Origin of the sequence: Nostoc sp. C057, assembly GCF_013393925.1 — a bacterium.
GTDB lineage: Bacteria > Cyanobacteriota > Cyanobacteriia > Cyanobacteriales > Nostocaceae > Nostoc > Nostoc muscorum_A.
Genome location: NZ_CP040281.1, coordinates 1,573,570 through 1,597,100, shown reverse-complemented (window position 1 = coordinate 1,597,100; position 23,531 = coordinate 1,573,570). Strand labels below are relative to the sequence as shown.

At 45.0% G+C, this 23,531-nt stretch carries 34 protein-coding genes and 1 pseudogene; 12 read left to right on the top strand and 23 right to left on the bottom strand.

Annotated elements, in window-relative coordinates:
• The first annotated feature begins 2 nt into the window (after positions 1–2).
• From FD724_RS07210 to FD724_RS07195, 4 genes are read left to right on the top strand one after another with little or no spacing between them, the layout of a single operon-like run.
• Complete coding sequence (locus FD724_RS07210) at positions 3–941, top strand: major capsid protein (RefSeq protein WP_179072118.1); 939 nt, start codon at positions 3–5, stop codon at positions 939–941.
• A 33-nt stretch (positions 942–974) separates the two neighbouring features.
• Positions 975–1,400 carry a hypothetical protein gene (locus tag FD724_RS07205; protein ID WP_179072117.1) on the top strand — a complete coding sequence of 142 codons (426 nt, stop codon included), beginning with the start codon at positions 975–977 and terminating at the stop codon, positions 1,398–1,400.
• Entirely contained in the window at positions 1,397–1,603 is a 207-nt protein-coding gene (locus FD724_RS07200; RefSeq protein ID WP_179072010.1) for a hypothetical protein, read from the top strand. Before FD724_RS07205 ends, FD724_RS07200 begins: the two co-directional genes overlap by 4 nt.
• Positions 1,604–3,094 (top strand): hypothetical protein, encoded by a 1,491-nt coding sequence (locus FD724_RS07195; RefSeq protein ID WP_179072116.1) that lies wholly within the window; start codon positions 1,604–1,606, stop codon positions 3,092–3,094.
• Here the strand turns inward: FD724_RS07195 and FD724_RS07190 are convergent.
• The 14 genes and pseudogenes from FD724_RS07190 to FD724_RS07120 form a co-directional block, all read right to left on the bottom strand.
• A complete protein-coding gene (locus FD724_RS07190; protein ID WP_179072007.1) occupies positions 3,091–3,351 on the bottom strand; it encodes a hypothetical protein in 261 nt (86 codons plus the stop codon). The genes FD724_RS07195 and FD724_RS07190 overlap by 4 nt on opposite strands.
• A gap of 62 nt (positions 3,352–3,413) precedes the next feature.
• Positions 3,414–3,914 carry a hypothetical protein gene (locus tag FD724_RS07185; RefSeq protein ID WP_179072115.1) on the bottom strand — a complete coding sequence of 167 codons (501 nt, stop codon included), beginning with the start codon at positions 3,912–3,914 and terminating at the stop codon, positions 3,414–3,416.
• Positions 3,911–4,420, bottom strand: coding sequence for a DNA cytosine methyltransferase (locus tag FD724_RS41990; RefSeq protein ID WP_179075433.1), 510 nt, complete (start codon positions 4,418–4,420; stop codon positions 3,911–3,913). Before FD724_RS41990 ends, FD724_RS07185 begins: the two co-directional genes overlap by 4 nt.
• A 1,723-nt stretch (positions 4,421–6,143) precedes the next feature.
• Positions 6,144–6,359, bottom strand: a complete 216-nt coding sequence (locus FD724_RS07175; RefSeq protein ID WP_179072002.1) for a hypothetical protein — start codon at positions 6,357–6,359, stop codon at positions 6,144–6,146.
• A complete protein-coding gene (locus FD724_RS07170; protein WP_179072001.1) occupies positions 6,356–6,523 on the bottom strand; it encodes a hypothetical protein in 168 nt (55 codons plus the stop codon). The genes FD724_RS07175 and FD724_RS07170 overlap by 4 nt, the downstream gene beginning before the upstream one ends.
• Positions 6,524–6,664: 141 nt before the next feature.
• Positions 6,665–6,937 carry a hypothetical protein gene (locus FD724_RS07160; protein WP_179072113.1) on the bottom strand — a complete coding sequence of 91 codons (273 nt, stop codon included), beginning with the start codon at positions 6,935–6,937 and terminating at the stop codon, positions 6,665–6,667.
• Positions 6,934–7,281 (bottom strand): hypothetical protein, encoded by a 348-nt coding sequence (locus FD724_RS07155; protein ID WP_179072112.1) that lies wholly within the window; start codon positions 7,279–7,281, stop codon positions 6,934–6,936. Before FD724_RS07155 ends, FD724_RS07160 begins: the two co-directional genes overlap by 4 nt.
• A gap of 241 nt (positions 7,282–7,522) precedes the next feature.
• Positions 7,523–8,782, bottom strand: coding sequence for a hypothetical protein (locus tag FD724_RS07150; protein WP_218651505.1), 1,260 nt, complete (start codon positions 8,780–8,782; stop codon positions 7,523–7,525).
• 425 nt (positions 8,783–9,207) lie between these two features.
• The gene (locus FD724_RS07145; protein WP_179071996.1) at positions 9,208–9,636 is read right to left on the bottom strand and encodes a hypothetical protein; all 429 of its coding nucleotides are present in this window, start codon (positions 9,634–9,636) and stop codon (positions 9,208–9,210) included.
• A 21-nt stretch (positions 9,637–9,657) separates the two neighbouring features.
• Positions 9,658–10,166: pseudogene (locus tag FD724_RS07140) on the bottom strand (alpha-ketoglutarate-dependent dioxygenase AlkB).
• A gap of 89 nt (positions 10,167–10,255) precedes the next feature.
• On the bottom strand, positions 10,256–10,456 hold the full coding sequence (locus tag FD724_RS07135) for a hypothetical protein (RefSeq protein ID WP_179071994.1): 201 nt from the start codon (positions 10,454–10,456) through the stop codon (positions 10,256–10,258).
• Positions 10,453–11,373: a hypothetical protein gene (locus tag FD724_RS07130; protein WP_179072110.1), complete on the bottom strand. Its 921-nt coding sequence runs from the start codon at positions 11,371–11,373 to the stop codon at positions 10,453–10,455. The genes FD724_RS07135 and FD724_RS07130 overlap by 4 nt, the downstream gene beginning before the upstream one ends.
• The gene (locus tag FD724_RS07125) at positions 11,331–11,813 is read right to left on the bottom strand and encodes a ParB/Srx family N-terminal domain-containing protein (protein ID WP_179072109.1); all 483 of its coding nucleotides are present in this window, start codon (positions 11,811–11,813) and stop codon (positions 11,331–11,333) included. The genes FD724_RS07130 and FD724_RS07125 overlap by 43 nt, the downstream gene beginning before the upstream one ends.
• Positions 11,814–11,870: 57 nt before the next feature.
• Positions 11,871–12,233, bottom strand: a complete 363-nt coding sequence (locus FD724_RS07120; RefSeq protein WP_179071992.1) for a hypothetical protein — start codon at positions 12,231–12,233, stop codon at positions 11,871–11,873.
• Between the two features lie 326 nt (positions 12,234–12,559).
• Between FD724_RS07120 and FD724_RS07115 the strand changes: the two genes are divergently transcribed.
• Complete coding sequence (locus FD724_RS07115; protein ID WP_179072108.1) at positions 12,560–12,841, top strand: helix-turn-helix domain-containing protein; 282 nt, start codon at positions 12,560–12,562, stop codon at positions 12,839–12,841.
• A 318-nt stretch (positions 12,842–13,159) separates the two neighbouring features.
• Here FD724_RS07115 and FD724_RS07110 read toward each other — a convergent pair whose 3' ends face one another.
• Entirely contained in the window at positions 13,160–13,390 is a 231-nt protein-coding gene (locus tag FD724_RS07110) for a hypothetical protein (protein ID WP_179071990.1), read from the bottom strand.
• A 298-nt stretch (positions 13,391–13,688) separates the two neighbouring features.
• On the opposite strand from FD724_RS07110, the gene FD724_RS07105 reads away from it, so the two are divergent.
• From FD724_RS07105 to FD724_RS07095, 3 genes are all read left to right on the top strand, one after another.
• Complete coding sequence (locus FD724_RS07105; protein ID WP_179072107.1) at positions 13,689–14,210, top strand: hypothetical protein; 522 nt, start codon at positions 13,689–13,691, stop codon at positions 14,208–14,210.
• Positions 14,211–14,353: 143 nt separating this feature from the next.
• Positions 14,354–14,578 (top strand): hypothetical protein, encoded by a 225-nt coding sequence (locus FD724_RS07100; RefSeq protein WP_179071988.1) that lies wholly within the window; start codon positions 14,354–14,356, stop codon positions 14,576–14,578.
• A 262-nt stretch (positions 14,579–14,840) separates the two neighbouring features.
• Positions 14,841–15,035, top strand: a complete 195-nt coding sequence (locus tag FD724_RS07095) for a hypothetical protein (protein WP_179071987.1) — start codon at positions 14,841–14,843, stop codon at positions 15,033–15,035.
• Positions 15,036–15,180: 145 nt separating this feature from the next.
• Here FD724_RS07095 and FD724_RS07090 read toward each other — a convergent pair whose 3' ends face one another.
• Entirely contained in the window at positions 15,181–15,435 is a 255-nt protein-coding gene (locus FD724_RS07090) for a hypothetical protein (RefSeq protein WP_179072106.1), read from the bottom strand.
• A 211-nt stretch (positions 15,436–15,646) separates the two neighbouring features.
• On the opposite strand from FD724_RS07090, the gene FD724_RS07085 reads away from it, so the two are divergent.
• The 3 genes from FD724_RS07085 (at position 15,647) to FD724_RS40670 (ending at position 17,749) form a co-directional block, all read left to right on the top strand.
• Positions 15,647–16,453 carry a hypothetical protein gene (locus tag FD724_RS07085; RefSeq protein ID WP_179072105.1) on the top strand — a complete coding sequence of 269 codons (807 nt, stop codon included), beginning with the start codon at positions 15,647–15,649 and terminating at the stop codon, positions 16,451–16,453.
• Between the two features lie 100 nt (positions 16,454–16,553).
• Positions 16,554–16,685: a hypothetical protein gene (locus FD724_RS40675; protein ID WP_256874471.1), complete on the top strand. Its 132-nt coding sequence runs from the start codon at positions 16,554–16,556 to the stop codon at positions 16,683–16,685.
• Positions 16,661–17,749 (top strand): ERF family protein, encoded by a 1,089-nt coding sequence (locus tag FD724_RS40670; RefSeq protein ID WP_256874476.1) that lies wholly within the window; start codon positions 16,661–16,663, stop codon positions 17,747–17,749. The genes FD724_RS40675 and FD724_RS40670 overlap by 25 nt, the downstream gene beginning before the upstream one ends.
• A gap of 83 nt (positions 17,750–17,832) precedes the next feature.
• On the opposite strand, the gene FD724_RS07070 is transcribed toward FD724_RS40670, so the two are convergent.
• Positions 17,833–18,117 (bottom strand): hypothetical protein, encoded by a 285-nt coding sequence (locus tag FD724_RS07070; protein ID WP_179072104.1) that lies wholly within the window; start codon positions 18,115–18,117, stop codon positions 17,833–17,835.
• A 305-nt stretch (positions 18,118–18,422) separates the two neighbouring features.
• Here FD724_RS07070 and FD724_RS07065 point away from each other — a divergent pair, with 305 nt between their 5' ends.
• Positions 18,423–18,899: a MerR family transcriptional regulator gene (locus tag FD724_RS07065; protein WP_179071982.1), complete on the top strand. Its 477-nt coding sequence runs from the start codon at positions 18,423–18,425 to the stop codon at positions 18,897–18,899.
• 297 nt (positions 18,900–19,196) lie between these two features.
• Here the strand turns inward: FD724_RS07065 and FD724_RS07060 are convergent, their stop codons facing one another.
• From FD724_RS07060 to FD724_RS07035, 6 genes are all read right to left on the bottom strand, one after another.
• On the bottom strand, positions 19,197–20,303 hold the full coding sequence (locus tag FD724_RS07060) for a hypothetical protein (protein ID WP_179072103.1): 1,107 nt from the start codon (positions 20,301–20,303) through the stop codon (positions 19,197–19,199).
• A 296-nt stretch (positions 20,304–20,599) separates the two neighbouring features.
• Positions 20,600–20,956, bottom strand: coding sequence for a hypothetical protein (locus FD724_RS07055; protein ID WP_179072102.1), 357 nt, complete (start codon positions 20,954–20,956; stop codon positions 20,600–20,602).
• Positions 20,953–21,354 carry a hypothetical protein gene (locus FD724_RS07050; RefSeq protein WP_179072101.1) on the bottom strand — a complete coding sequence of 134 codons (402 nt, stop codon included), beginning with the start codon at positions 21,352–21,354 and terminating at the stop codon, positions 20,953–20,955. Before FD724_RS07050 ends, FD724_RS07055 begins: the two co-directional genes overlap by 4 nt.
• Positions 21,351–21,788 carry a hypothetical protein gene (locus FD724_RS07045; RefSeq protein ID WP_179072100.1) on the bottom strand — a complete coding sequence of 146 codons (438 nt, stop codon included), beginning with the start codon at positions 21,786–21,788 and terminating at the stop codon, positions 21,351–21,353. The genes FD724_RS07050 and FD724_RS07045 overlap by 4 nt, the downstream gene beginning before the upstream one ends.
• On the bottom strand, positions 21,785–23,257 hold the full coding sequence (locus FD724_RS07040; RefSeq protein WP_179072099.1) for a hypothetical protein: 1,473 nt from the start codon (positions 23,255–23,257) through the stop codon (positions 21,785–21,787). The genes FD724_RS07045 and FD724_RS07040 overlap by 4 nt, the downstream gene beginning before the upstream one ends.
• Positions 23,247–23,528 carry a hypothetical protein gene (locus tag FD724_RS07035; RefSeq protein WP_179072098.1) on the bottom strand — a complete coding sequence of 94 codons (282 nt, stop codon included), beginning with the start codon at positions 23,526–23,528 and terminating at the stop codon, positions 23,247–23,249. The genes FD724_RS07040 and FD724_RS07035 overlap by 11 nt, the downstream gene beginning before the upstream one ends.
• Positions 23,529–23,531: the final 3 nt, after the last annotated feature.

Below are 23,531 nucleotides of genomic sequence, written 5' to 3'. Positions count from 1 at the left end.
CTATGGTAATGACTCTTTTGGAAGCAGCAAAGATTGCTTCCTCCGTTCAAACTGCAACAATTATTGAAGAATACGCGGCCTCTAGCGATATCCTCCGCGCCATTCCTTTTGAAGATGTAGCAGGGACTGGCAAACACTACAACCGCGAAGACAAACTCCCTGGCGTAGGTTTTCGAGGCATCAATGAAGCCTACAAAGAATCAGTTGGTGTAGTTAACCCTCAGTCCGAAGCACTCAAAATTTTCGGCGGCGATCTAGATGTAGACCGCGCCATCATTGATATGCAAGGGGAGCAGGTTCGCTCTGTGCATGAAATGATGAAGGTAAAAGCCCTAGCATTGTCGTGGACTTACAACTTCATCAAGGGTGACTCTAATATTGACCCGCGTGGTTTTGACGGGTTGCAAGTGCGATTAACTGGAACCCAATTAATCTCCAATAACGATGCTGGCGGGCCGCTTTCTCTAGAAAAACTTGACCAACTGATAGACCAAGTAGATACGCCCACACACCTAATTATGGGCAAGTCTGCACGACGTAAACTTAACCAAGCAATTAGAAACCGCACTGTAAGCGGTGACGTTGATTTTAGTCAAGATGAATTTGGCAACCGCGTGATGAGCTACAACGGTTTACCAATCCTGATCGCCGATTACGACAACAACGGCAATATCATCATGGACTTTACAGAAACAAGTCCCGATGGCACTTCTAGCACCCAATGCCAAAGCATTTATTGTGTTTGCTTTAAGGAAATGATGCTCAATGGCATTCAAGGTGCGGTTGACGGCGTGTATGGTGTCTCCACCCGCGACTTAGGGGAACTCGAAACCAAGCCGGTATTCAGAACACGGGTTGACTGGTACACAGCGATCGCCTGCTACCACGGTCGTGCAGCTGCAAGGCTTTATGGCATTACCAACGCTCCGCCAATTAGCTAAATCATTGTTGAAAAATTTTTCAGGATTAAAAATATGGCTCGTTCGACCATTGCTAACCGCCGTGCAATTTTACTTGATGCAAGCTTGATTTTGCGGGATTTCACAACCGCAACCGCCATTAGCGCCACGACTGCTGAGACAGCAATCAGCAATACGAATGTTGCTGAACTTTGCTACTACAAAGCAGTTGTGGATGTCGCGGCTCACACTGGATATGTCGCAGGTTCGGCACAATGGACAATCACCATTGAAGCTTCCGCCGATAACTCTACTTTTGTCCCCGTGGGTACTGTTATCCCCACTGGTGTCGCCAATCGCTTCCAAATTCCCCTTAGTGGCGAATGGGTAGAAAAGAATCTTCCTAGTGCCTCTTATCCAAACATTATTTACGTTCGCGCCAAAGCCGCAAAAACTGGCAGCCCTGGCAACTTGAATTATGGAGCTTTCTTGACAGCATGAGCGCCTCAATCACTCTTTATAGCCCAGATGGAAAGCGCACTCGTGAGATTGCAGCGATTGACGCGCCAGGTTGGATTCAAGCGGGGTGGCTGAGAGAGCCACCCGTAATTCTTCCAGTAATACCAACCCCTGTACCAACTCCTACACCAGAGCTGGAAGAACCAGTCTTAGAGGAAGCCCAAGCCAGCAAGCGCAGCAAGTAAATGACGTATCAAGAAACGGCGTATCAAAAATTCATCCCTGTTGATGCTGATGGAAACATCATATCTATTGGCGGCGGAGACGGAGGCGGTGATGCCTCCGCCGTCAATCAAGGTACTGAGATTTCTCGGCTTACCGATATACGCGATCGCTTGCCTAATGGCGTGGCAAGCGAAGTTACTTTAGCCCAAGTGCGCGATCGTGTCGGAGATACACCGATTACGGGCGCAACGATGCCAACAGGCGGCATTGGGTTGTTTGGTTGGTTATCGGCGATTTGGAAATTAATTAGTGATAGGTTAGTTACCCTAACTTTAGTAGGAAATGCATTGAAGGTTGACAACAGCGCAGTCACTCAACCGATTTCTGCATCTAGTTTACCTTTACCGACAAACGCAGCTTCTCAAGCAGACATAACAAATAGTGTCGGAATTAATAGTGATGTGACAGCCACCACTGATACCGGAACTTTTTCTTTAATTGCTTTATTCAAGAGATTTCTTAGCGTGACTTTGGCTAAAGGACAAGCAGTAATGGCAAGTTCTTTGCCTGTCGTGATTGCATCCAATCAAAGTGCCGTACCTGTTACTGTTCAAGATGGATTGGTGGTATCGGGAAGCCTTAGTGGTGTTGGGGCTATTTTTACTCAAGACACTACAGGGTATCAATCGGTATTTGTGCAAGTGACTAACGCCGGAACTGCTTGCACAATTACTTATGAAACAAGCGTGGATGGAACAACTTATGATCCTGTCATAGGATATCAATTATCAACTGGTTCATCGTACTCTCCAACTGCAACAACAACAACAGCAACATTTCGTATTTTCCCATGCTACGGAAAATTTTTTCGTGCCAGAGTTAGTGTTTTTGGATCTGGCACTGTATCTGTTAGTGCAGTATTTAGAACTTCTCCTTATATAGGAAGTTCGATTGTCACACAGTCATCTAATAGCAGCATGGCTGTTAACGTCTCCCAATCAAGTCCGGGCAATTTACAAGCCCAAGTTTCTGGAAGTACAGTACCTGGAGGAGCAATCGGTTCTGCCCCCCCCATCGCTGTTAGCTGGGAAGCAAGAACTACTCAAAGAAGTTCTCAAACTGATGCAACTGTATCCCGCCCTATTACGGATAAAATAGGAAGAACAATTATTAAGAATGGACAACTTCGAGAGCTTCAGCAAAACGATACTTTAACACTTTCCACAACTACAGAAACAACTTTAATCGCGGCTGGTGGTGCAGGTGTTTTCAACGATATCACTGATTTAATAATTAGTAATACTGCCGTAATGACAGGCACAAGGGTTGATATTAAAGATTCAACAGGGGGAACCACTCGCTTTTCTGCCTGGATTCCACCTGCTAGTACAATTCCATTTAGTTTTGCAGGGATTCTTAAGCAGTCCACCGCAAATAACGCCTGGACTGCGACTTTGAGTGGAGCAGTAACCGATATACGGATTACTGCATTGTCCGAGAAAACAGCTTAAGGAAGTGCGTTTAACGGACGAAGAGTGATACTGGGATTATTGTCTCGTGAAACTCCCCATTGAATACTAGATGAATCTGTATATTCATAAGTAATTAAGTCTGGTGGCAGTAATGCCAATACTGCATACCTAGCATTTTCGGAATCAGTATTTGCAGTAGCCAGCGTTTCTGCGGCTGCATCAAAAGTAGCTTGAGCATCGATCAAAGTTTGGCGTGCTGCGATCGCAGCTTCTAAAGCGTCTGTAAGTGCTGTCATGATTATCTGCTAATAATAAATCAATCAAAGTTAGCACTTAGAAAAAAAACGTCAATCCCCTTTTACTGTTTACTAATTAATTGTAATGTCTCTTGATGAGACATTCCTTTTTGCCGCAATTGCCGATAAGCAAACCGCATATTTGCGCTCACTTCATTCTCTAATTTACGCTCCAGCATCGGTTTAATTGCGGTTAAAATATCGGTTATTTCGCCAGGGATTATACCATTCCCCAGCATCTTAATTCGCTGAGTTTGGCTAATAGCAATCTCATCTCCTTCTTTATTAATACCGATCGCAGTCGAACCAACCTCCCACCCCATTAATTGCTCTGCTTCGGTCGCATTAATGGGGCGCTCAATGTAGTTTTCGCCTTGGTATTCGCGGATTTTGTAGGCTCCACTACCTGCTTGATGATTGCCAGTATTTGAGAGGCTTCGCAATGTAGGCGATTCTTCTGTGTAGATGCGATCGCCCCCAGCAGCGCGATAAACAATAGCGTTACCTTCCCCAATAATCTCAGCTAAAGATTTCTTCTGTTGCTTGGGCTGCGTCGCTCTCACATCTGCCGTGATAGCCCACGATGAAAACCCGTTCTCGGTTTTGGGGGGACGTGCCTGTTACCATTCCTAAGTTGCCAGGTGCAGCGATACCCCAGACCTGTAAACGCTTCAATGACTTGCGGGAAGGCAGTTGCTTTGTCTGCGCTAAGGAGTCCGTCAACGTTTTCAAACACAAATGCACTTGGGCGTTGGAGTCGAATAAATCTGAGTCCTTCAAAAAACAGTTGTCCGCGAACTCCAGTAAGCCCAGTTCGCTTACCAGCCAAGGAAAAATCTGGACAAGGTGTTGTGAGTAAACAGATATCTGGTATTGGGAGTCCGGCAATAAACTCATCTGCAATGGATCGGATATCTTGCTCAATGAGCAAGACTCCTGGGAATCGCTTCCTGTAAACACTTGCTGCACTTGAGTCGTTGTCAACTGCCCAGATAGGTCTGTATCCTGCGGCGATCGCTCCTTCTGTATCGCCGCCACCTCCACAATAGATATGTCCGGTTGTAAGCATAATTCTTGATTGTTGAAAAATTTTTCAGCTTCTTCAATTGGACTTACTTGATCGATGCGAAGCACCAAATTCGTATTAGTTACAAGCCATTCGTAACTGACCGATGAATCGGCAAACACAGACGGATATTCCTCTATCACAAAGATTTGCCCCAAACTTAGGGGGTGCTTGGAGATAATGCGATCGCCTACCTTGAATTGCCGTGTGTAAGCATTGCTTGGTAGTCCGACAGCCCGACCCATTCGCTCAAGCGCATCTTTACTAAGTGGTGAAATCCTTTCTCCTGGATATTCCTTATCAAGCCACTCGATAGCTCCCAATTCTGCCGCATCCAGAGACTCGTATTCGTGCCAATAATCATAAATCTGCCACTGGTCATTGAAGATTTTGAACTTAATTGTCTCCCCGTCTTCTAAAACAAAAAACTCTATTTGATAGCCTTTGTGATATTTTTCTGAAATAGTTTTAGTTACCTGCGATTGCTGTGTACACTCGCTTTTGGCTAATTCCCAAGGTGCAACTTCATACCACCCTTTTTTGAGAGTAAGATGCTTTTTCTCTTTACCCTCACCCGCCGCTACGCTAATAGTTTCGCCGTTGATAGCTGTAATGATGGCAGTTTTACCTATCCATTGGCTGAGGTTTTGAGTTCTGGTTCTGGTGATGCGAATGCGATCGCCTACGGTCGGTCGTAGACCATCGCCTACTTTCAAGTCAGCATGATCTGCCTTGAAATCCTGAACTTCAGACTTCTTGAAAAATTTTTCAACAACCCGACCCTCAACGATCTCGCATACCATCAATAAGTGATGTGGTACAAAAAACTCTTTACCCTCCCACACTCCCACCGCCATATCCTGACAAGAGTTCTTGAACTGCCAAGACCAAGGGCACTCCCTTTCGCTAATCCAGTCGCCAGGAGCGAGTAGGGCGATATCTTCTGATGTGGCTGGGCGTTTGGTGCAGCCGGTGAATAATTTGCCGAGGTTCGGTGCAATTGCAGTCATAGTTGGAAAATTTTTCAAGGTTGCGGCTGTAGTGGTCATGGTGCTAGTTGCAGCAAGTTTCCATCCTTTATGCTCTTTACTTCTGCCATCCAAAACATTCATCAAACAAGTGCGGGATAGTCCGTTTTGTTCGGCAAATGCTTTTAGATTACTGCCTTCAATGATTTCACCAGTGGGTGAAAGTAGTGTAAATTTTCTGTGCTTGATATCCGGTGGCACAATTGGCTGTCCGTCTGGTGTGCAGTGTCGCCATCCTCTGTGTATCGCTCTGAGGCATCTGGAAATTCGGGATAATGCGATCGGGTCTAGGCTGTGCTGACGGGCAAACTCACTTAAATTTGTTGTGGTGTGAATTTCTCCAGATGGTGAGAGAAAGTGGTAGGTAGGTGGTACAGGTAATTTCCTGCCGCCAACAACTTTTGTCCATCCTTTATGACTATGTAGCCTGCCATTCAGAACAGCATACAAGCAAACTTCATTCAGACCGTGCAATAGTGCAAATTGACGAACTCCTTTACCCGTGAAAATTTCACCAGACGGAGAAACAAAGTCATAGTCACGGTTATGAAAATTATCATTATCGCCTTTCTTGTTCCGTCCTCCTTTGGGTTTGCAAAGCTTCCGCCTAATCTCCCAAGGTAATGGCTGATCTTTCTTGGGTTGCCACTTCACAGCAAATAGAGAGACTTGTTTTAATGAGGCAGCGCAGTCTGTAGTCATGGCTGCGGCTCCCACATTGGGCATTGCTGTCCCACCCGCTCAAACATCTGCTCAACCTCCACCAAATATTCGCTCTCAATTTCGATAATTGGTAAAACTTGCTCACGGATGCCAGTTTCAAAATGACAGCATTCACCAGAGTAGGAATACAAACCGCTATCAATGATTGGGTGAAATTCTCCCATGAGGCAATTGAGGCAGGATTTAGTCATTCCTGATAATCCTCCGAGTCAATCCTGTGTTCTGCTTCTGCGATCGCTTCTTCTTCACTATCAAACGCGCCCCACCACTTACCAGAATCAAGCCTGTAATACCATCCCTTTCCCGGCTCCCAACTTGTCTCAATTTCCCTATTTTGGTAGGACTCAATTGGCATTATTAATACTCCAAAAATCTTGATTTCTGTATGCCCGATAAGCAGGCGTGAGAATAGAAACTTGCAAGGTCGAGCGCTCGTACAAAATACTCATCCACCAATATCCTTCAGGTTCTTTTGGCTCTTCAAGTTCAGGGTAAGCTAGCAATTCCCCAGCATATTCAATAAAAATACTTGGCGGCCAGTTATTAAAGCATCGTGAACGCCCGCTTCTACCACTGGTTTCACAGAAGAACGAAATTTTTCTACGTCCCTAGACATCCCAAAAGAGGAGTAATAAACGATCGCCATCGCACCGCATTTCCATTGATTGATGGTATCAGCCACCAATTTTGCATCGCCCTTGCCTATGCACCCTCCAGCCCGCCGAACATCAGCAGCAATCTCAAATTCAATTATTTGGATAGCCTTCATGAATAAAGCTCCTCTATTCCAGCCTGGAGTGCAACTTCAGGATCTGCATAGCATCCATGCAAAAGTGTATGCCCAGGTATGCCACCGCCCATTACACCGCCAGCGATCGCCACCGCATAAGAATAATGATTTTCAACATGGGGATGCGGCCACACATTGACTCGCCATTGACCTCTGGGATTGCCCTTTGATTTATAGCCAGACTCCTCAATGATGGGGTTTTTGGAGCAATCGTAATCAATTTGGTCATCTGGAATTTCGTATATTCCAGGTTGCCCTTTGTAGTCAAACTGCTTGATGGGGGGGTGGCGTTGCTGATTTCCCAACCCCAATGGGAGAAGCAATCAGTAGATGCCTCAACTGTCACGACTCCGACAACCTGACCCAGAAACAGCCGACTAGCAGGAGGTGTAACAATTCCTGTGTTCTTGAAAAATCTTTCAACATCTAAGCTAGATGTTGACTTTCCGACGTGAATTGCTAGTTTGGCGGGACAATCAACAACAGGCTCGTAACGAAGAAGGGTGGTGTAGTTGGCATTGAATATTGCCCAGGCGATTGGGCACTTAACTGTGATGGCTTTCATTAAAAATCAACCTCTATCAACTCAATATCCACGGCAAGTTTAAATTTCTCATCGTAAATAGTCCGAACTTGTTTGCAGTTATCAAAAGCCCAGTCTAAGGCTTGCTTACGATGCCAAGGATTACCTTTTTTAACCAGTTCTTGCATTCTGGCAAAAGTACTTTCAAATGGCTCATCAGCAGGTATCTCAACCTGCTTTTTACTTTTACCAATAGTCATTTTTTGGGACAGACTCTGAATTTTTGCAGTCATTTCGTCTGATGTAGGGATCGGAATATCTTCAGGGTTGGCTTGAATATCTGGTTTTTGATCTGATACCAGAGACTTCCAGAAGCTCGAAAGCTCTGGGGCGATCGCAACTGGTGCATAAGCCTGCGGATTTTCCGCCAATTCCTTGCCATCCATAGGGATATCAACAGATGGAAGTGCAGAGACATTAATCGTTTTGACTTGGGGCAAGCTATCCCTTGCATGAGTACTAAATCCCATCTCTATGGCCCGATGATGGGTTTGCAGCTTTTTCGTTTCTGTCTGCGTTAATTCAATTCCGTTCTCAACCCGAACTTGAGCAACCACAGCATGATGGGTCATGTGGTCTTGATACTCTTGCCAGCGATTGACGATTCGCTCTGGATTGTTGAGCAGGCTGGCGCGAAAATCAGCGATCGCTTCATAAATATCAGCCTTGGAATACTTCTGCATCCAGCGTTCTCCCTGCCATCTCAAGAAAGCCTGATTCCAGCAAAGTTGTCTTCCTTTGGGAGCTTCAAGCCAAGGCGTGTTACCACCATCGTAAATCAGTGTCCAATGGGCATCTGACTGGCTAGGTGGTTTAATACCCAAAGCAGCATCATATTTGATTGCTGGAGAAATTTTGCTCGTCGCGGCGGCGGAACAATTATCTAGATGAGGGTTTGTCGGTTGTGCGTTATTTTTCGTTTTGGAGAACAACGAAGTTAAATGTTCAGTTTTGATATCTTCTTCTTGATCCAAAAGTTTTTCACACTCCCCCCGGTCTGAGAGAGTCTTTTCTAAATCTGAATAAGTCTGAATAGTCTGTTGATACCCATCGCCAGAAGTCTTGTCCAGCAAGGGTTTTGAGCTTTGTAAATTCCCACTACTGGGACTGTTACTCTCACTAGTGGGAATTTCACTCCCACTACTGGGACTGTTACTCTCACTAGTGGGAATTTCACTCCCACTACTGGGACTATCCCCCACTACTGGGAATTGACTCTCACTACTGGGACTATCCCCCACTACTGGGAATTGACTCTCACTAGTGGGACTTTTCCAGTAAAAAATATTTCTCTTGGCTCCCAATCTAAAATTTCCATCTCTTGGAGTTTACCGACCGCCCGATAAAAATTGCTTTCGGGAATATGCCATCTTTTGCAAAATTGCACAACTGAAACTGAGAATGGAGATCGCACCAGGGATTTTCAAATCTTAGGCACAGGTGAACATAAAAGGGCTCTGGCTAATTCTGAATCTCTTAGTGCTAGCAACTCTGCACGTTGCAAAGGGTAAAATTCACCTCGAATTTTGCCCTTTTCGTCACGTTGGGGCTTGGGAATTGATATAATCATATTGCTTTGATTGGTTTCCGATGCAAGAGTGCGCTATCTGCGAGGAAGCCATCTTTTTTGGGAAGATGACCATTTACACTTCGACTACGCTCAGTATTAAATTTTCCAAAAAGGCTTTTTCAATTGATATGTCAGCACGGGTAAAGGCATGGTGTAAATGAAGTAGTATTCTGCCTTCCCTGTATCTGAAAGCTGCTTGAGGCTTGTAAAAATCTCAGGATAACTAGCACCAGTAGCATCTTTTATTTCCCCAGCATTGCAATCTTTTTTAGCTAATTCAGCTTCAATTTTTTGGGTTAAATTTGAATCCATAATTTTAATTACCAAAATTTTTTGGCGTGCAGAAGTTAGGTGCTGCTCAATTTCGTCAAGCTGGCTATTAATCACTTCATTATCAGAATCAGATTTGCTATAAGATTCAGTTCTCCCAACAAATCGAATCAGTGCGTGCAGCTTCGTCTGAGCTTTCACCAATGCGTAAAAAGTTTGGGCATAGTGCCAGGGTGAATCAGGTCTGCTGCTCATTTAAAAATAATGTCCGTCACTTCACTTCAGCCTTCCGTAAGGTCGGAAGGTTAGGTTAATTCGCTCTAAAAAACAGTTGTTATCTTTGGGCAATTGATGAACATACCCCTCTTGACAACCAGGTAACATCAATAGCAATGAGCCATGTTCAAGCCAAAATGAGTGGCTTTGCTGCCTTTGACTTTGGACTTGATGGAAAATTTGCGACAAGCTCCAAGAGATATAGAGGCGATCGCGAGCCGATACCCCATTGATGGCTCATCGTCACTGTGCCAACCGATAGAATCAAGACCTGTGCGGTAACGATTGCCAATGACGATATCGAATTCATGACCGCAGAAAGCGGTGATGCGATCGCGTAAAGATAGCAATTCTGGTGTCCAAAGGTGAGCATTAAGGTTGACACTGCCAGAGTAAAGGTAACTCGCCCCATCCTTGCCATACATACACTCAAGCCTTGGGACTTGAAGTGGTTTTCCTAGCATTCGTATCTCGTTTTGCTGCCACTGCAAAGCTTTACAGTGAACCATTAGAGCATCAGCTTCACTGTGATGCAGAAAGCCGGGATAATGCTCAACTGGCAACGTGCTGGGGACATCAAATAAAGTTAGTTGTTGCATTATTTCCAGTAGCTCAAATCTCCAAGGACTAAATCCAAGCAGCGAAACATGTGAGTTTTTGTGGCCGCGTTTACTAGCTTGTATTGCTTACCCAGCATTAAGCTGGTTGCGGGAGCTTCGATTGGCTTGCCTGCAATGATTTTTATGTAAGCATCTGGCGACAATTCAATAGTGGGAGCGGTATTTTTCATCGTCATCATGCTACTGCTCTGGTGTGTTCGTGTAGGGCTTGGTATGCAGCTTCTATCTGAGCTTTACTCCAGGTTTGGGAGGCTTTGCTTATCGCCTGATTTAGCTGCTCTGGAGTCAGGCGAGAAAGCGCGATCGCCACCTCAGTCACCAGCACATCACCAGTGGCGTTGAGGTTAGTGATTGTTGCAGATTGTTGCTCTATTGGTGGGCCCTCATTGCGAGTCAAATCCGGGAGTAATTGCGATCGCTTTCCTTTTCCAAAGCCCAATTCTTCCTGCTTTTGCTCCAATTCAGCCGTCACCGATGTCGGCGGTTTTGTCACCGGCAAGGCTTCCATTTGATTGAAGGCTATTTGATGCCGCTTATCTTCTGGATCGCCTTCCAGATAGCAGACCGCAGAAAATGGGCCCGTTATTGTTCGCACAACTGCGATCGCACCTTTGTGCGGGCCACCGATGATTTTCACTCGCTCAAATTCTTTGGGTGTCCAGCGCTGCTGTGCTTGATTGGTTGAGGGTACTGCTGGCTTAATCAGCTTGTAAGCCGCATCTACACCTCTGGGGCGCGAGAGTATCTGTTTAAGTTGCTGATGCTGCTGATGTCGCACGCTGCCAATGGGTGCATCGGCAGTTTCATCCAGGGCTTTTACAGCTGCCGCCGCGTGTTCGTAATTGACCCCACTGCCCAACCCTACTTTTGTAGCAATGCGATCGCGAACCGTTCCCTCACCAAGTCCGGCTCTCCCCTGCCGAGATTTAGCTTCCTCGCGCTCAATCTCCTCCCAGAGTAGCCCTTCTCTTGCTTTCTGCTCTATTGTCTTTTCCCGCCCAACATTGCCTGCAAGCAACGCTCTGAGTTCATCTTGTGGGGTGTTGAAAATTTTTAGTTCAACAGAGAACTCTTTTTCTGCCCAGCTTGCAGCCAACTTTGAAGCGAGCTGTTGCCGCTCACTATCCTATTTCTTCCATTTCCATCTGGAGTAGCAACTAGGGTTTTGATCCAGCCTGTTTCTCGTATTGCGGCTTCAAGTCCGCTCAAGTCCTCATTCTCGCCATAAATTGTGCTGTTGAGGGGATGGATATAAAGCAGCTCAGTATTTATTAGTAATGGTACTGATAACTCTAGTTTTGGTTGTACTTCTACTATTGTCGGAATTATATTCTGTCCCAGCCGAATAGCAGCAATGAGCGCATTGATTCCCTCAGTCAATTCTCCATCTTCATTGATGATAATGTCGGGAATTGTACCATCAGCGTGAAAACTGGATATAACTTTTTGTACCTCAGACTCATCAGCACTTAAGTTGCTGGGAACCTTTATCTCGTGAGGATTGCAGGGCTTGAAATTATTGAATTTTTGTGTCATGATTAAGTCCTATTAAGTACTTAATAAAAAAGATTTGTTCAGCGTAGCTCGTCAAAGTTACGCTATTTTTTTGTCCTTTTTTGTTTGCCGCTTTTCAGGGGGCAAAGACAATCTAAGCTCACACTTTTCAATGTGAAACTGATAGCGGGGGATTTGAGAATCGGGTGAAGATACATCACGCACTTCATGCCCAATTCTCAATAATCCATTCCGCACCATCTCCCGCAATTGTTCGGCTGAATTCAGCCCCAATGGGGAAAAAGCTTGCTCTGTGTCGTGCCACCGCTTTTGTGATTGGGCAGTAGTGTTGACTCCTAGCATTTCGGCTAGGGTCTGTTTGACAATATCCTCGACGATTGCCTTAAGTTGGCTTTCGGGGATGAGTCTTTCTGCGATTTTGTAGCTCCCTGATTGCTCCATAGTTATGCCTGAGTAGATGCAGCAGCCATTAAGCTGTCTTTCTGGTATCAGTCGCTCCACTTGTTGCCGTTATCTCAATGAATTGTCCGCTAGGCAGCCTGAGCGAGTAAGTTATATCCTTGTATTCAAGCCAGCTTTGTACGGCAGCAAGAATGATTCCGGTTAAGGGGATGCCCGTTCTCTGTGACTCAAGTTGTAGTTTTTCATCAATTTCATTAGGTAGTCGTAAACTTCTTGTGGTAGTTTTGCCCATTAGTTTAGTAACAAAAAGAGGATAAGGAGAAGGGGGGTAGGGGGATAGGAGCCAGGGAAGATTTGCTAGGGATTTGGGCGTAAATCCTGGTACTTTGAGAAATTGGGAGTTAGGGGACAGCGAACCAAGTTTGGACAATTTGAAAGCGATCGCCGATGCAACCGGCAGAAATTTGCTCCAGCTAATTGCGGAATTGACTGGAGTCGGAATTGAGGCATTACCAGAGCCTCGTGTTGCAGAAGATGTAATGGCGATCGCTTTCAAGTTGGAAAAAGTCGAGCAGTTTAGGCTTGTTCAGCTTTTGATTGCTCAGATGGCGATTCACGCTGGGGTTGAGATTGGGGAGGCGGACTAGCGGCAAGTTCAAGGTAATAAGCAGCACTTTGCCAGTTATTTTGGTTTTCTGACCAATCAGCAAGGGCCAGAAGTAAATCGCGGAATGTAAAACCCTCGGATTCTAGATCGGAAATTAGACTAGACATGAATCCTGAAAGGGCTTTTATCCGCATTTGTGCAAATATCATTCGGAAGCTCTGCATTTTTGGAATAAGTGACAATAGCTCACTCATTGTAATAGCCGTATTATCTGCCAAAAAAGAGGGAGTTGGATGATCTTTATTGCTTGCTTTTATGGTGTTCGTAGAAATGTACATGATTTTTTGGCAAGAGGTCGCTAATCTGCTGGGGCACTTTGCCCGATCGCTGCCATGCCTGCAATTAAATCCAGCAGCCCCTCTCTAGATGTGTCTAATCCGGGTGGTAAATCATCGCCTGGATATCCTTGGGATTTGAGGGCTTTCAGAATCGCTTGCCGCAATTCTTCATCAGAGAATTGTTCGGCAAGTTGTGCGGCGTTTCTTCCAGCTTCTTGATTGATAATGCGTAAGTCGGGTTTTTCAGTCATAAGACCTTATGAAAAATTTTTCAACAACTGGTTAGACGTGGGTTGGTTTTGGGATTGCTAGGTATAGTCCTATTTCAAAAACATGACTAATCCTGAAAATCATAAAAGCAGAAACATTACGGCTGCAATAATTGCTTCGCTTGTTGTAGGTGCTTGGATTTATGGAACTTTTTTTAAATCCAGTAGCTGCTACGACCAGGCGGCAGAAGGCATAGGACAACGCGAAAGCAATAGAGCGATTCATCGCTCTGATGTCGAACGCTATGCAAACGAATTGGCTAATAGTTGCAGGTGAACAATGAAACCTTTTGTCACGCCCAACCCTCAAGATTTCAAACTCCGCATTGTTTGGAGTATTGATTCAGTCACCAAAATGGTGGCTGAGTTTTCAAACTGTAAGTGGCTTCCCCGAATTGGCGAAACTCTCGTTTTACCAATAGATGAGACGCGTAAACCTGATTCTTGGCGCAAATTTAAGGTGTTTGATGTTGTCTATGATTTCCAGAATCAGACCGTTCGAGTTTTGTGTAGACCAATAAAATGCTCGACTTCACCCGATGTAAAATCACTAATCTCAAAAATCGAAGAACCATTGGATAGATGGGAGACTTGGGAAAAGGTATTTGCAGCAAGTGAGGCAATGATGAGGGCTAACGGACTAGAACGCCAAGCCCAGCTAGAATACGAACTTTCTCAGGTGGACGAGGGAGATGTAGATGAAGAACTAACAAGACTAAAAGAGAAGTTCTGGAATAAATTATACGTTGATTGCAAGCGATCACTTTTGCCAATGCAAGGCGATCGCGCTCGTCCGGTATGAAGATAATTCATTATTTTCCTCATTTTTGTGAATCAGCAAGGTAAAGCGTTACATTGAGGGCATAAGGACAAAAACCGCACTTTCAGGCGCACCAGTAAAGTTGGAATCTCTTGGAGGGATTTGTAAACAACTATGGTAAAACCATGAAAATCATTGCCTCATTTCTAAAATTCTCCACCCAGCAAGAAAAGCAACGCCAAACAGTGTTTGCAAAATTTGTTACTGAACAAGAAAGGCAACGCCAAGCGTTACTTGCGAAGTATCTAGTCAGTTCTTCTGCTCATCCTCAAGTTAATCCATCTGGGTTGGTTATGACGAAAGTTCTAGAGCCAACGATGGCGCTTTTGAGGGAGGTGTTGAGAAAATAAGGTTTGCGTCCTACGGAGTTTGGAGTGCGGATAGGACGCTGTTTAATTTTCAAGGTTCTGTAGAGCGATGCCTACGGCGAGCTGCGCTAACGCACTTGGTCATATCAAGGCGATCGCAATAAAGCTTGAGAACTGAAGGTTGAGGGAAGATGGCATCTGCTGTAACCCTTCAGAGCAGTCTGTTGCCAACTGATAAAGGACAGTGTTTACCATCTTTTCTCCCTCGTGCTTCAGTTTTGCTAACAGCAAGTGTCGTCAGTAAATGCTGTTTGCGGTTGGTGCAATCTCCCCGGCAAAGACGCGATCGCACCTGATTGGACAGCAGACATTGGACAAAGGTGACTCTTTGCCTGTAACTGCTGGTGAGGGCGATCGCTTTAGCTGCTTATGGCTTGATTGCGATCGCTTTGTCATCACCAAGTGCGATCACTTTCCTAGAGTATATACACATATATAGGCAAATATCAAGACAACGCATAGGAATTATATAGGCAATTAAAAGCCCTGCTTTTCTGTTGAAGCAGGGCTTTGTCTTTTGGGATCTAAATTAAGAACTTGTTGCCGCCAACGCCTGAGAGATTCGTTTTCCTCTCTCAGGCGCTCTATTCCCCCAGGGCTGTCTGGAGCCTAGCAAGCATCTCTTTCTCGAAACTGGCGAATCTCTCTTCCAACTTTTCTTCTAGCTTAGGCAGCCACTCTTCTTCGCTATTCTTGGGCTGCTTTCCTAGGTATTGCTTCATGTACGTAACGAGCAGTTCTGTTGCGCTTGTACCATCTGCTTTGGCTTTCTGGATGAATTCTTTTTTTATTTCTTCTTCAACGCGGATATTTAGCTGATTACTATCACGAGCTGCCATCGCAAGCCTGACTCCTTCTATTTGCCTATATGTATATACATTAGCCTATCTTAGCTCTACTGCCTAGACAATGCCGCTTTGTCTATGCACTGCCTTGACGTTTGTCTGGCTACTGTATATACTGTTGTCTATGCACCAAAAAGCGCCACCCTCCGGCAAAGAAAAATGGCGCTCTTGGAACCTTAGTAAAACAACATCAGGTAAAACCATAATGACACACTCAATCTATACTCTTCAACAGCTTCAAGAACTCAAGTTAGCCGAAGTCAAAGCGATCGCCAATCAGCTAGGTATCGCTCCAGAGGGTGACAAGCGCAATAAAGATATCTGGGTTAACGCGATTATTAAGCATCAAAAATCGCAGGTTAAAAAGTTATCTGGCGGAATCCGCCAGATAGATGAGCAGGATGTTGCTCAAGCTGAATTCGTTGCACACATTGAGGAGCAAGCGGATGTTATTGCCCCCGATTTGCAACGTATGGAGAATAACCATCAAGGCTATCAAGATGCCATCAACGGGTTAAAAATGCAGTCCAATGACCCTTGTTATCGCAGTGGATACGATCGCGGATTGCGTGATGCTTCCCCAATGCCAAAGCAGTCTGACTCGGAGGCGATCGCATTTGAAAAAATCGGGCAGACAATACGCGGTGGTGTGTGGGAATCGGTTGTTGATGGGATTCAAATCCTAATTATTGGAGTCAGTGGCGGCTACAAATCCAATCTTACGGGCGTGCGACTGATAGAAGATTTTGGATCAATGATTAAAGAGACTTTGGTTGCTGTTGCGAAGATACAAGAAAAGCAAAAGTTGGAATCAGCAGTACGTTCCCCACGTGCCCAAGCAATCACTGTGCTTGAACAGCAGGGCGACGAATTTGTGGTGGAGAACTCTACTAACCAAAATCGCTACATTGTTCGCCCAAAGCACCAAGATCCAAATTGGCGGTGTGAGTGTGCTGATTGTCGTCATCGAGGGACAAAGTGCAAGCACCAGATAGCAGTAGAGAATTTTTAGAACAACGGTTAGTTGCGGCTTAGTTTTTTAAGTGCGATCGCCTGCCTCGTCAAGAACGGCGATCGCACCTTGTCCACGCCAACACAAAGGAATGAACACTATGAAATATAGACTATCGGCATTGATAGCGTTAGCTTTGCTTGCCCTCTGTTTACCTGCCTATACCCAAGAAGACTGGTGTGGTAAAGCTAGAAGTAGACGTGAAGGATGTCCAGTTTCAATCAACCACTAGAACATGAGATGGAACCAACACCCCAACTTAATGCGGCCCTCGCAAAAGCCAAAGCAGAAATCCCGACTATCTTGGCTAATCGCACAGTAAAGATCCCCACCAAGGCAGGCAGGGAAATCAGTTTTACTTATGCAGAATTAGAAGAGATTTTGCCTGCCATTACCCCAATTCTGTCGCAGTATGGAATGGCGATCGCTCATCAAATGGGCTTCGTAGAAGGCAAATACTGCCTCATTTCCACACTCCGCCACGAAAGCGGAGAACAGCTAGAATCGCTGTTTTTACTGCCATCGGACTTTAACGATCCTAAAGATTTAGGAGCGAAAATAACCTATGGACGCAGATACAGTACTTTGTGTTTGCTAGACGTAACAATAGTGGAGCCAGATAGCCAAGATTGGGAGGAAACCAAGCGTAAGATTGCCAAAGAAATCAAGGTCGAGGCAGGCTTTGCCCAAAAGCCTAGAAAGGATAAAGAAGGCTCTATCCTGCATGACATGGCTGGGGTAAGTCCCACTCAGACAATTACCGAACCTCAAGCAAAAAGACTGTGGGCGATCGCACGTAATGAACTTCATCTGAGTGAAGATGATATGCTGCGGGTGATTGAAAAATTTGGCTATACGGACATGAGGGCGATCGCTCCCAATAAATACGATGCGGTTACTGAAGAAATCAGAAAATATGCATCTCAGAAAGAGTCTAGAAGTAGAAAATCTCCATCTGATATCTTTGAAGCAGTACATCCGCAAGACTCACGAGTTAAGCAAATTCGTGAAATATTGAATTACCCACGAGATTTGGTTGTGGAGTGGCTGCAATTTCAAAATGTTGAGCGCCCAAGTCAGCTAGAGCCAAGAATCGTTGGCGAACTGGTAAAAACCATCTGCCTTACTTGGGCAGCAGATAAGTTTGACCATTCTAATCATGCCGCCAACTCTTACCAAAAGCATGTTGCTGATGCTGTTGCGAGTGGTGCTGATGAGGTGGTGGCGATTCGAGATTGGGTGAATTACGTGATGAGCGATCCTAAAAAACTTGCACAGGCGGAAGCGACTAAATGACCGATGGATTGTCGAAGTGAAAAACAAACCCCCAACGCAATTTTGTGCTAGGGGTTTATCTTTATGACAGAAGACGCATCTTCTTATCGATAAATGGGTGTGCGAGCATTAATCCAGTCGCAAATTTCTAGAGGAAGCCATCCAATCGCAGTAGACAGATCAGCTTCGGTGACAAAGATGTGATCGTCGTCGTCAAGACAGTTTGATCTTAGGTAATTGTAAACTTGTGCCGGAGTCTTTTTGGTGTGTACCAACCAAGAAGACTTCAAGCAATGACACCAGTCTCCTAAAGTCTTGATGCCATCAAACAGTTCTTGGTAGTTTTTCCTGTTCCCATTTAGGTCGTAGGATACTAAAATTATGCTCATAGAAGGTTTTTAGGAAGCCTCATGGTTAAGCTGCTAAAGGCGGGCTTCCAGCGATTAGTTAGCCTTTAGCATTTGGAGCGTCGGTAGGTGCAACTATCGACGCTTCTATTTTAACAACGATATTTCGGTTTTGCTAACTATCGAAACAAAGTATCGAAAAAATTATGGCTATAGACACTGTAAATAGATACTGCGATAGCAATATAATGAATTTATTCCAAATAAATCTGGAACATTAGGCTTCAAGAATGAAGCAGTATCTGTGAAAGCAGGTATTTTATCTGCTTTTAAAGGAGGAGAACACAGTGAGCAACTTATTTTCAAGGCAGGAGGTTCTAAAGCTGACTGGACTAAGTTCAGGGCAGCTCAGTCGGCTTGATAAATCTGGCGTTGTGGAGCCAACAAAGCTGGGTAGTGAAAGTCATCCAGTAGTTCTCTACACCTTAAACCAGGTTCTTGAGTTGAGGGCGATCGCAAGACTCAGAGAGCAGTTATCTATGCAGGAAATCAGGAAGGTAGTTGATTACATCCGAAAGCATGGGTTTGACAAATCTCTCTCTGGAAAATTTCTGATTTTTTGTAACGAGCATCTATATTGGGTCAAATCAGATGAATCCGTTGAAACAATTGTCAAACTTAGCGGAAAAAATAAGGGGCAGGTTGTTATAAAAGCGATTCATCCTATTGGGGACATACTCTCTGACCTAGAAAAAGAAATTCAACGTAGGGAATCAGCAAGCTCTAAAAAATCTAATCAGAAAACACCTGCTGGTGTTAACTGAAAAATATTTCAGGAAGCGAACTTTTGTAACGCCAAAATTTACCATCCAGACAGTGGACTTCTTCCAAATTCAGAACGCATGAAAGCGGTTAACATCGCATTTGAGCAAGCAAAACTGGAGTATGTCCGGTAGTTGCTGCTAACAAATAAGCCTTGTTCCCATGCCGAAACATTGTGAGGCAGCGCGGTCTTCTCTACGAGACGCTGCGCGATGGGGGTTTCCCCCATGAGCGACTGCCGTTAGCGTAGTGGTAGGGACGTAGGAGCGTCACCCGAAAGGTGAAAAATTTTTCAATAACTACGGTGCTTCACCATCAAACCGGGCGATCGCTCTCTCCACAGCAAGAGAATTAGTTTTCTCGTCAATATGGCGCTGGTAGGTTTTAAGGTGTTCCGTCACCGAGTGCCCCATTAGCTTCGCCGATGTCGTTACTGGTAATTCAAAAACTACGCTAACCCTAATTGCATAGCAGTGGCGTAAGTCGTAGGGAGTGAAATCGGCCTCGTTTGTCTCTAAAAAATGTCGTCGCAGCGCCAGATAAACTGCCTTGCCTAACTCCCCATATTCTGTTTGTTTAGTTCTAGGTTTTTTAGTTTCCCACAGCTTCCAGCGCTCTGCCCACTGAGGATAGAAGGGCTGTACGATTCTCGCCCCAGTTTTGCCCTCTGCTATATGACATTTGTAAGGTGCTTTGGGTTCAACTGTGGCAAAAAATACTTCATGGGGCCTCAAACCATAGGACGATAACATCCCATAAACCCACTGCCATTGAGGGGAAGTAATTTTATCTCGCACACCTGCTATCAATTCATCAGATGGCAAGTTTTTAATAGTATCGGTGTGATCGTACTTGCCCTTGTATGGGCGTAAATCTATCTCTAGCCCAGCGTGAGATGCTAGCTGCTGGTAGATAGAAGCAGCACGCAACCTAGTCCAGGTGTCGTTCGGCAAAGATAGCACCGTCCGCAACAGCAAATCCCCATTTAATTCAGCTGTTGACGGAAGCCGATTAAACATTGGTTGATAATGCCGCTTCCAAGTTCTCGGTGAAAATTTTTCCTGCCGCTCTAAAAATTCCGCTTTAAAATTATCTATCCAAAACTGACAAGTGTTCCCTGGCTTGGGCTTTCCTTCAATCCAATTGCTCCAAGGAAAATTTTGTCCAGATTTCCACTTAATAATATCTGATGCTAATTCTATTGCCTTATCCTCTGCTGCTTTCATACCAGCAGGATTAGCGTACATTTTCAATGCTAAATCTTGTTGATAAGGCTGGTTTTTCTCGCTACCTGGTCGTGGCGGTAGTGTTGCCCTAAGACTTAGGGTATCTCCCCTTTGTCGGAGAGATACCCCAAGTCTTCTTACTTTAAGCCGCTTATTTATCTCCTCTAAAGAGTAACGCATTGCCCTAAATATGCCCTAATTATTGGCTGTAGTTTAGGGTATTTTAGGGTATTTTGAGGTATTTATAATGTGGTAAATCGTAGAAAAATCTCGTAACTGGAGTATTTGGTGCGTTTACCCTCAAAGAAAAACCCCGCAGGAGAAACGGTATTACGTATTGCCACAATCACTTGAAAATAAGCGTTTCAGAGAAACAAAATAAAGTCTGCACTAAATCTGCCCTAATTCCAATCATGAAAAATTTTTCAGGAGGCGAATTTTTGCAGTAGGTCGTTGCGGTTATGAAGGGCGATCGCTTATCCCAAGTTTTTCCTACCCTCATTCGCCAACAAAAAACTACTTGCCGCCGCCCCCGTGATAAAACCGATTGGCGTAATTGTGATCGCTAAACTTGGACGAAACCAGATCGTGATAAGGCAGGATAGCCCACTGCACATCAACCCCGCAGAAACAATGAATCTTGTTGTTAGTTTTCTCCTTTCCTCTAGTGAATTGAATAGACCAATTTCTGCCAGCGTGGACTGATTATCTAGTGTCTGCACAATGGCATGGATGTCTGCTTGTGCAACTTTTTCGATGCGTGCGATCGCTTCTCGGTCTTTGGCAACTGGGCTGGTTGCCAAGATTTTTAATGCTTCAGATAGTTCAGTCATAAACTCTCCAGAATATTGAGTGCAATTTGAAAGTTGGCAATCTTTCCTGTTGTCAGCTTTCGTAGCTGTTGCATCATAGTTTCAAATTCAGGTCTGTCAAAAGGTTTTTCTGTACTATTTTCGTAATGCTCCGCAATCACATCAAGGAAAGCTGCGGGGTGCCAATCATTTTGCCCATCTACAACTATCAAAAATTCAAGTTGCTCTTGGGTTAATTTCAACATAAAAATTTTGTTCCTTTCGTAAATCGAAGTACCGCCTGGAATTTTGATCTCTTCTCCTTCAGGAGACAGCACTTCAGGATGTCCATGCCCGTTGCACAAAGGCAATTCTTTACCGTTAACTACTGCCCACCAAGTTGCAGTTTTAATAAGACTTTCATAACGAGAACAAGTCATTTTTTCGCCCTTCGGAACAAGGAAATAAAAAATCTACCAGATCGCAACACAATTACCCAAAACCAAAACTTGAACCTCAGTCGCCAAGCCAGTGCCGGAACATTATGGTTGTCCAAGCCCCCCAATTGCTTCCATACTTTGGGGTGGTGAACACTGTTTGGGCGATCGCTCCGGCCATAAACGTTGTGGTGGCAGTTTTCGCAAAGCGGGAAGGCATCATAGCCAATAATTTCCCGACCAGACACAGTTGCCTTCGGGCTATGAAATAGAAGCAATCCCAGTAAGCGCCGGAGTGGGCTGCGCTTGTATTTAACGTGATGCACTACTACCGCCCTGCCATGAATGGGATTGCATGTACAAAATGGCATCAAGCGTAATCCATTTCTACAGGTCAGTCGCCAATTTTCGGCGTATTCAAATGTGGTTTTTTTCAACCTTCTTCGCCTTTTAACATTGCTGCCAACTCGCCATTGTCGTAGTTATCAATCAGCCAACGAAACAACGTTTTCCCGTGGACGCTGTACGATCGCGTCGGATGCTGTTTGTTCTCCCCACACTTGAGGACAGTTCTAATAATTTCCCGTGTTGACATCCCATCCTTAACTCGATTGCGAATGTCGTTAAACAGAGATTCTGGTGTCGTGTCTGGGTAAAATTCGCTGACTTTGCGAATCGTCCAGGGGAAATTAGCGACTTCAGCTTCTGCGCTGTTGTACAGGCGATCAAACTCCTTGTACTCGGCTAAAATGTCCGGGACAATCCCAAGAATAAATTCTCCGGTGTCGGCGTTCGACGACAAGATCATTGGGCGTTGCTCTTGCACAGACAAAGCTTTAGCTTGCGGGAAAACACCTCGCATCCTTTCCCGTTCCTTGGCATCAGCAATTACGTGTTGATTCCCGATTGCCTGGCTAATTATTTCGTAGTTGCCTTGGTTGCTTATGGTGTTTCTGAATGCTTGATACATCAGAATGACACCCGCCCTTCCGCCTTTTGAAGACAAGAATTTCAAATCATCCATGTTAGATGATTGGGTTGCAACATAGCCTAGAACCCATAACTCACGACCATTAAAAACAATTTCCGCCATCGCAGCATTAAAAGCTTCGCCCAACGGGATTTTCTGATAAGCTCCCGATTCTTCGGGATACCGCACAATTTTTTTACTCAGCGACGAACTCAACAGCTTCTGCTGCGACATAAAATCATCCAAAATCAAAATCACTGGAGAGCCTTGGCAATATTCTTCTCTTTCTGATTTGGGTAGCGCTGCCCGTTTGCGTAGCTCGGTAATGACCTTCAACAAAATGGCATAACAAACATCAGAATCTGCATTAAGACGACCGACCTCAGCCCCCGAAAATGTGTCGTTTTTCATGGCGATCGCATAGAGTTTTGCGCGATCGCCATATTTCTTTTTTTTTCTGCCAAGGACAACTCCCAGCGAAACAGACTTACCTGCTCCTGGCGTTCCCAAAAAAATCATGCTCTGGCTGGTGTCGATCAGTCCATCAATGGCTCGTGAACCAGCAGCGATAAGTGAGCTTAAGGCATTATCGTCAACAACTATGGGTAAATTTGTGTCCTGGATAGTATCAGTCAACTCCTGGTCATTTGCGACGGGGCTAGCCGTTAAAGCGGCGGTGGCTGTAACAGCCTGAGCCTCAATCTGCTGGACAGGCGGCTTCTCTGCTAAAACCTGCTCTGCTAATTCAGGGTTGTTTTCCAAAAGCAGCATGGCATACCCATCAAGCAGCTGCTGCTCAAAATCCTGATACCGGATGCCTGAAGCCAAAATCAGTTTCCTTTCTTCCTCGTCGGCGACAATCGCCTGCCGCTTATCTTCAAGGTCAGCGTCAATTTGTTCTTGCTTGGCCTTCGCACTCAGCCCTTCAATTTCCAAGCCAGAGACAACATAGCCCCCCAGCCAAAAGCCCGATCGCTACCAGTCCAAGTGACAGCCGCATTTTGCCATTCCCTGGCAACACAACGACATCCTGTGCTGTCTTCGGAGGAGCGACATCAACAGAAATCGCAACTCTGGTACAGGGGTTAGTCGCCGCATCACAGTAAGCCAGGCGGGAATTGAAATAACCTGACAAGCTGCCGATTACTGTGATCGCCCCACAAATGAAAAGCCCCGCACTTGCGGGAGCATAAAGCCTGTCCAGCATAAT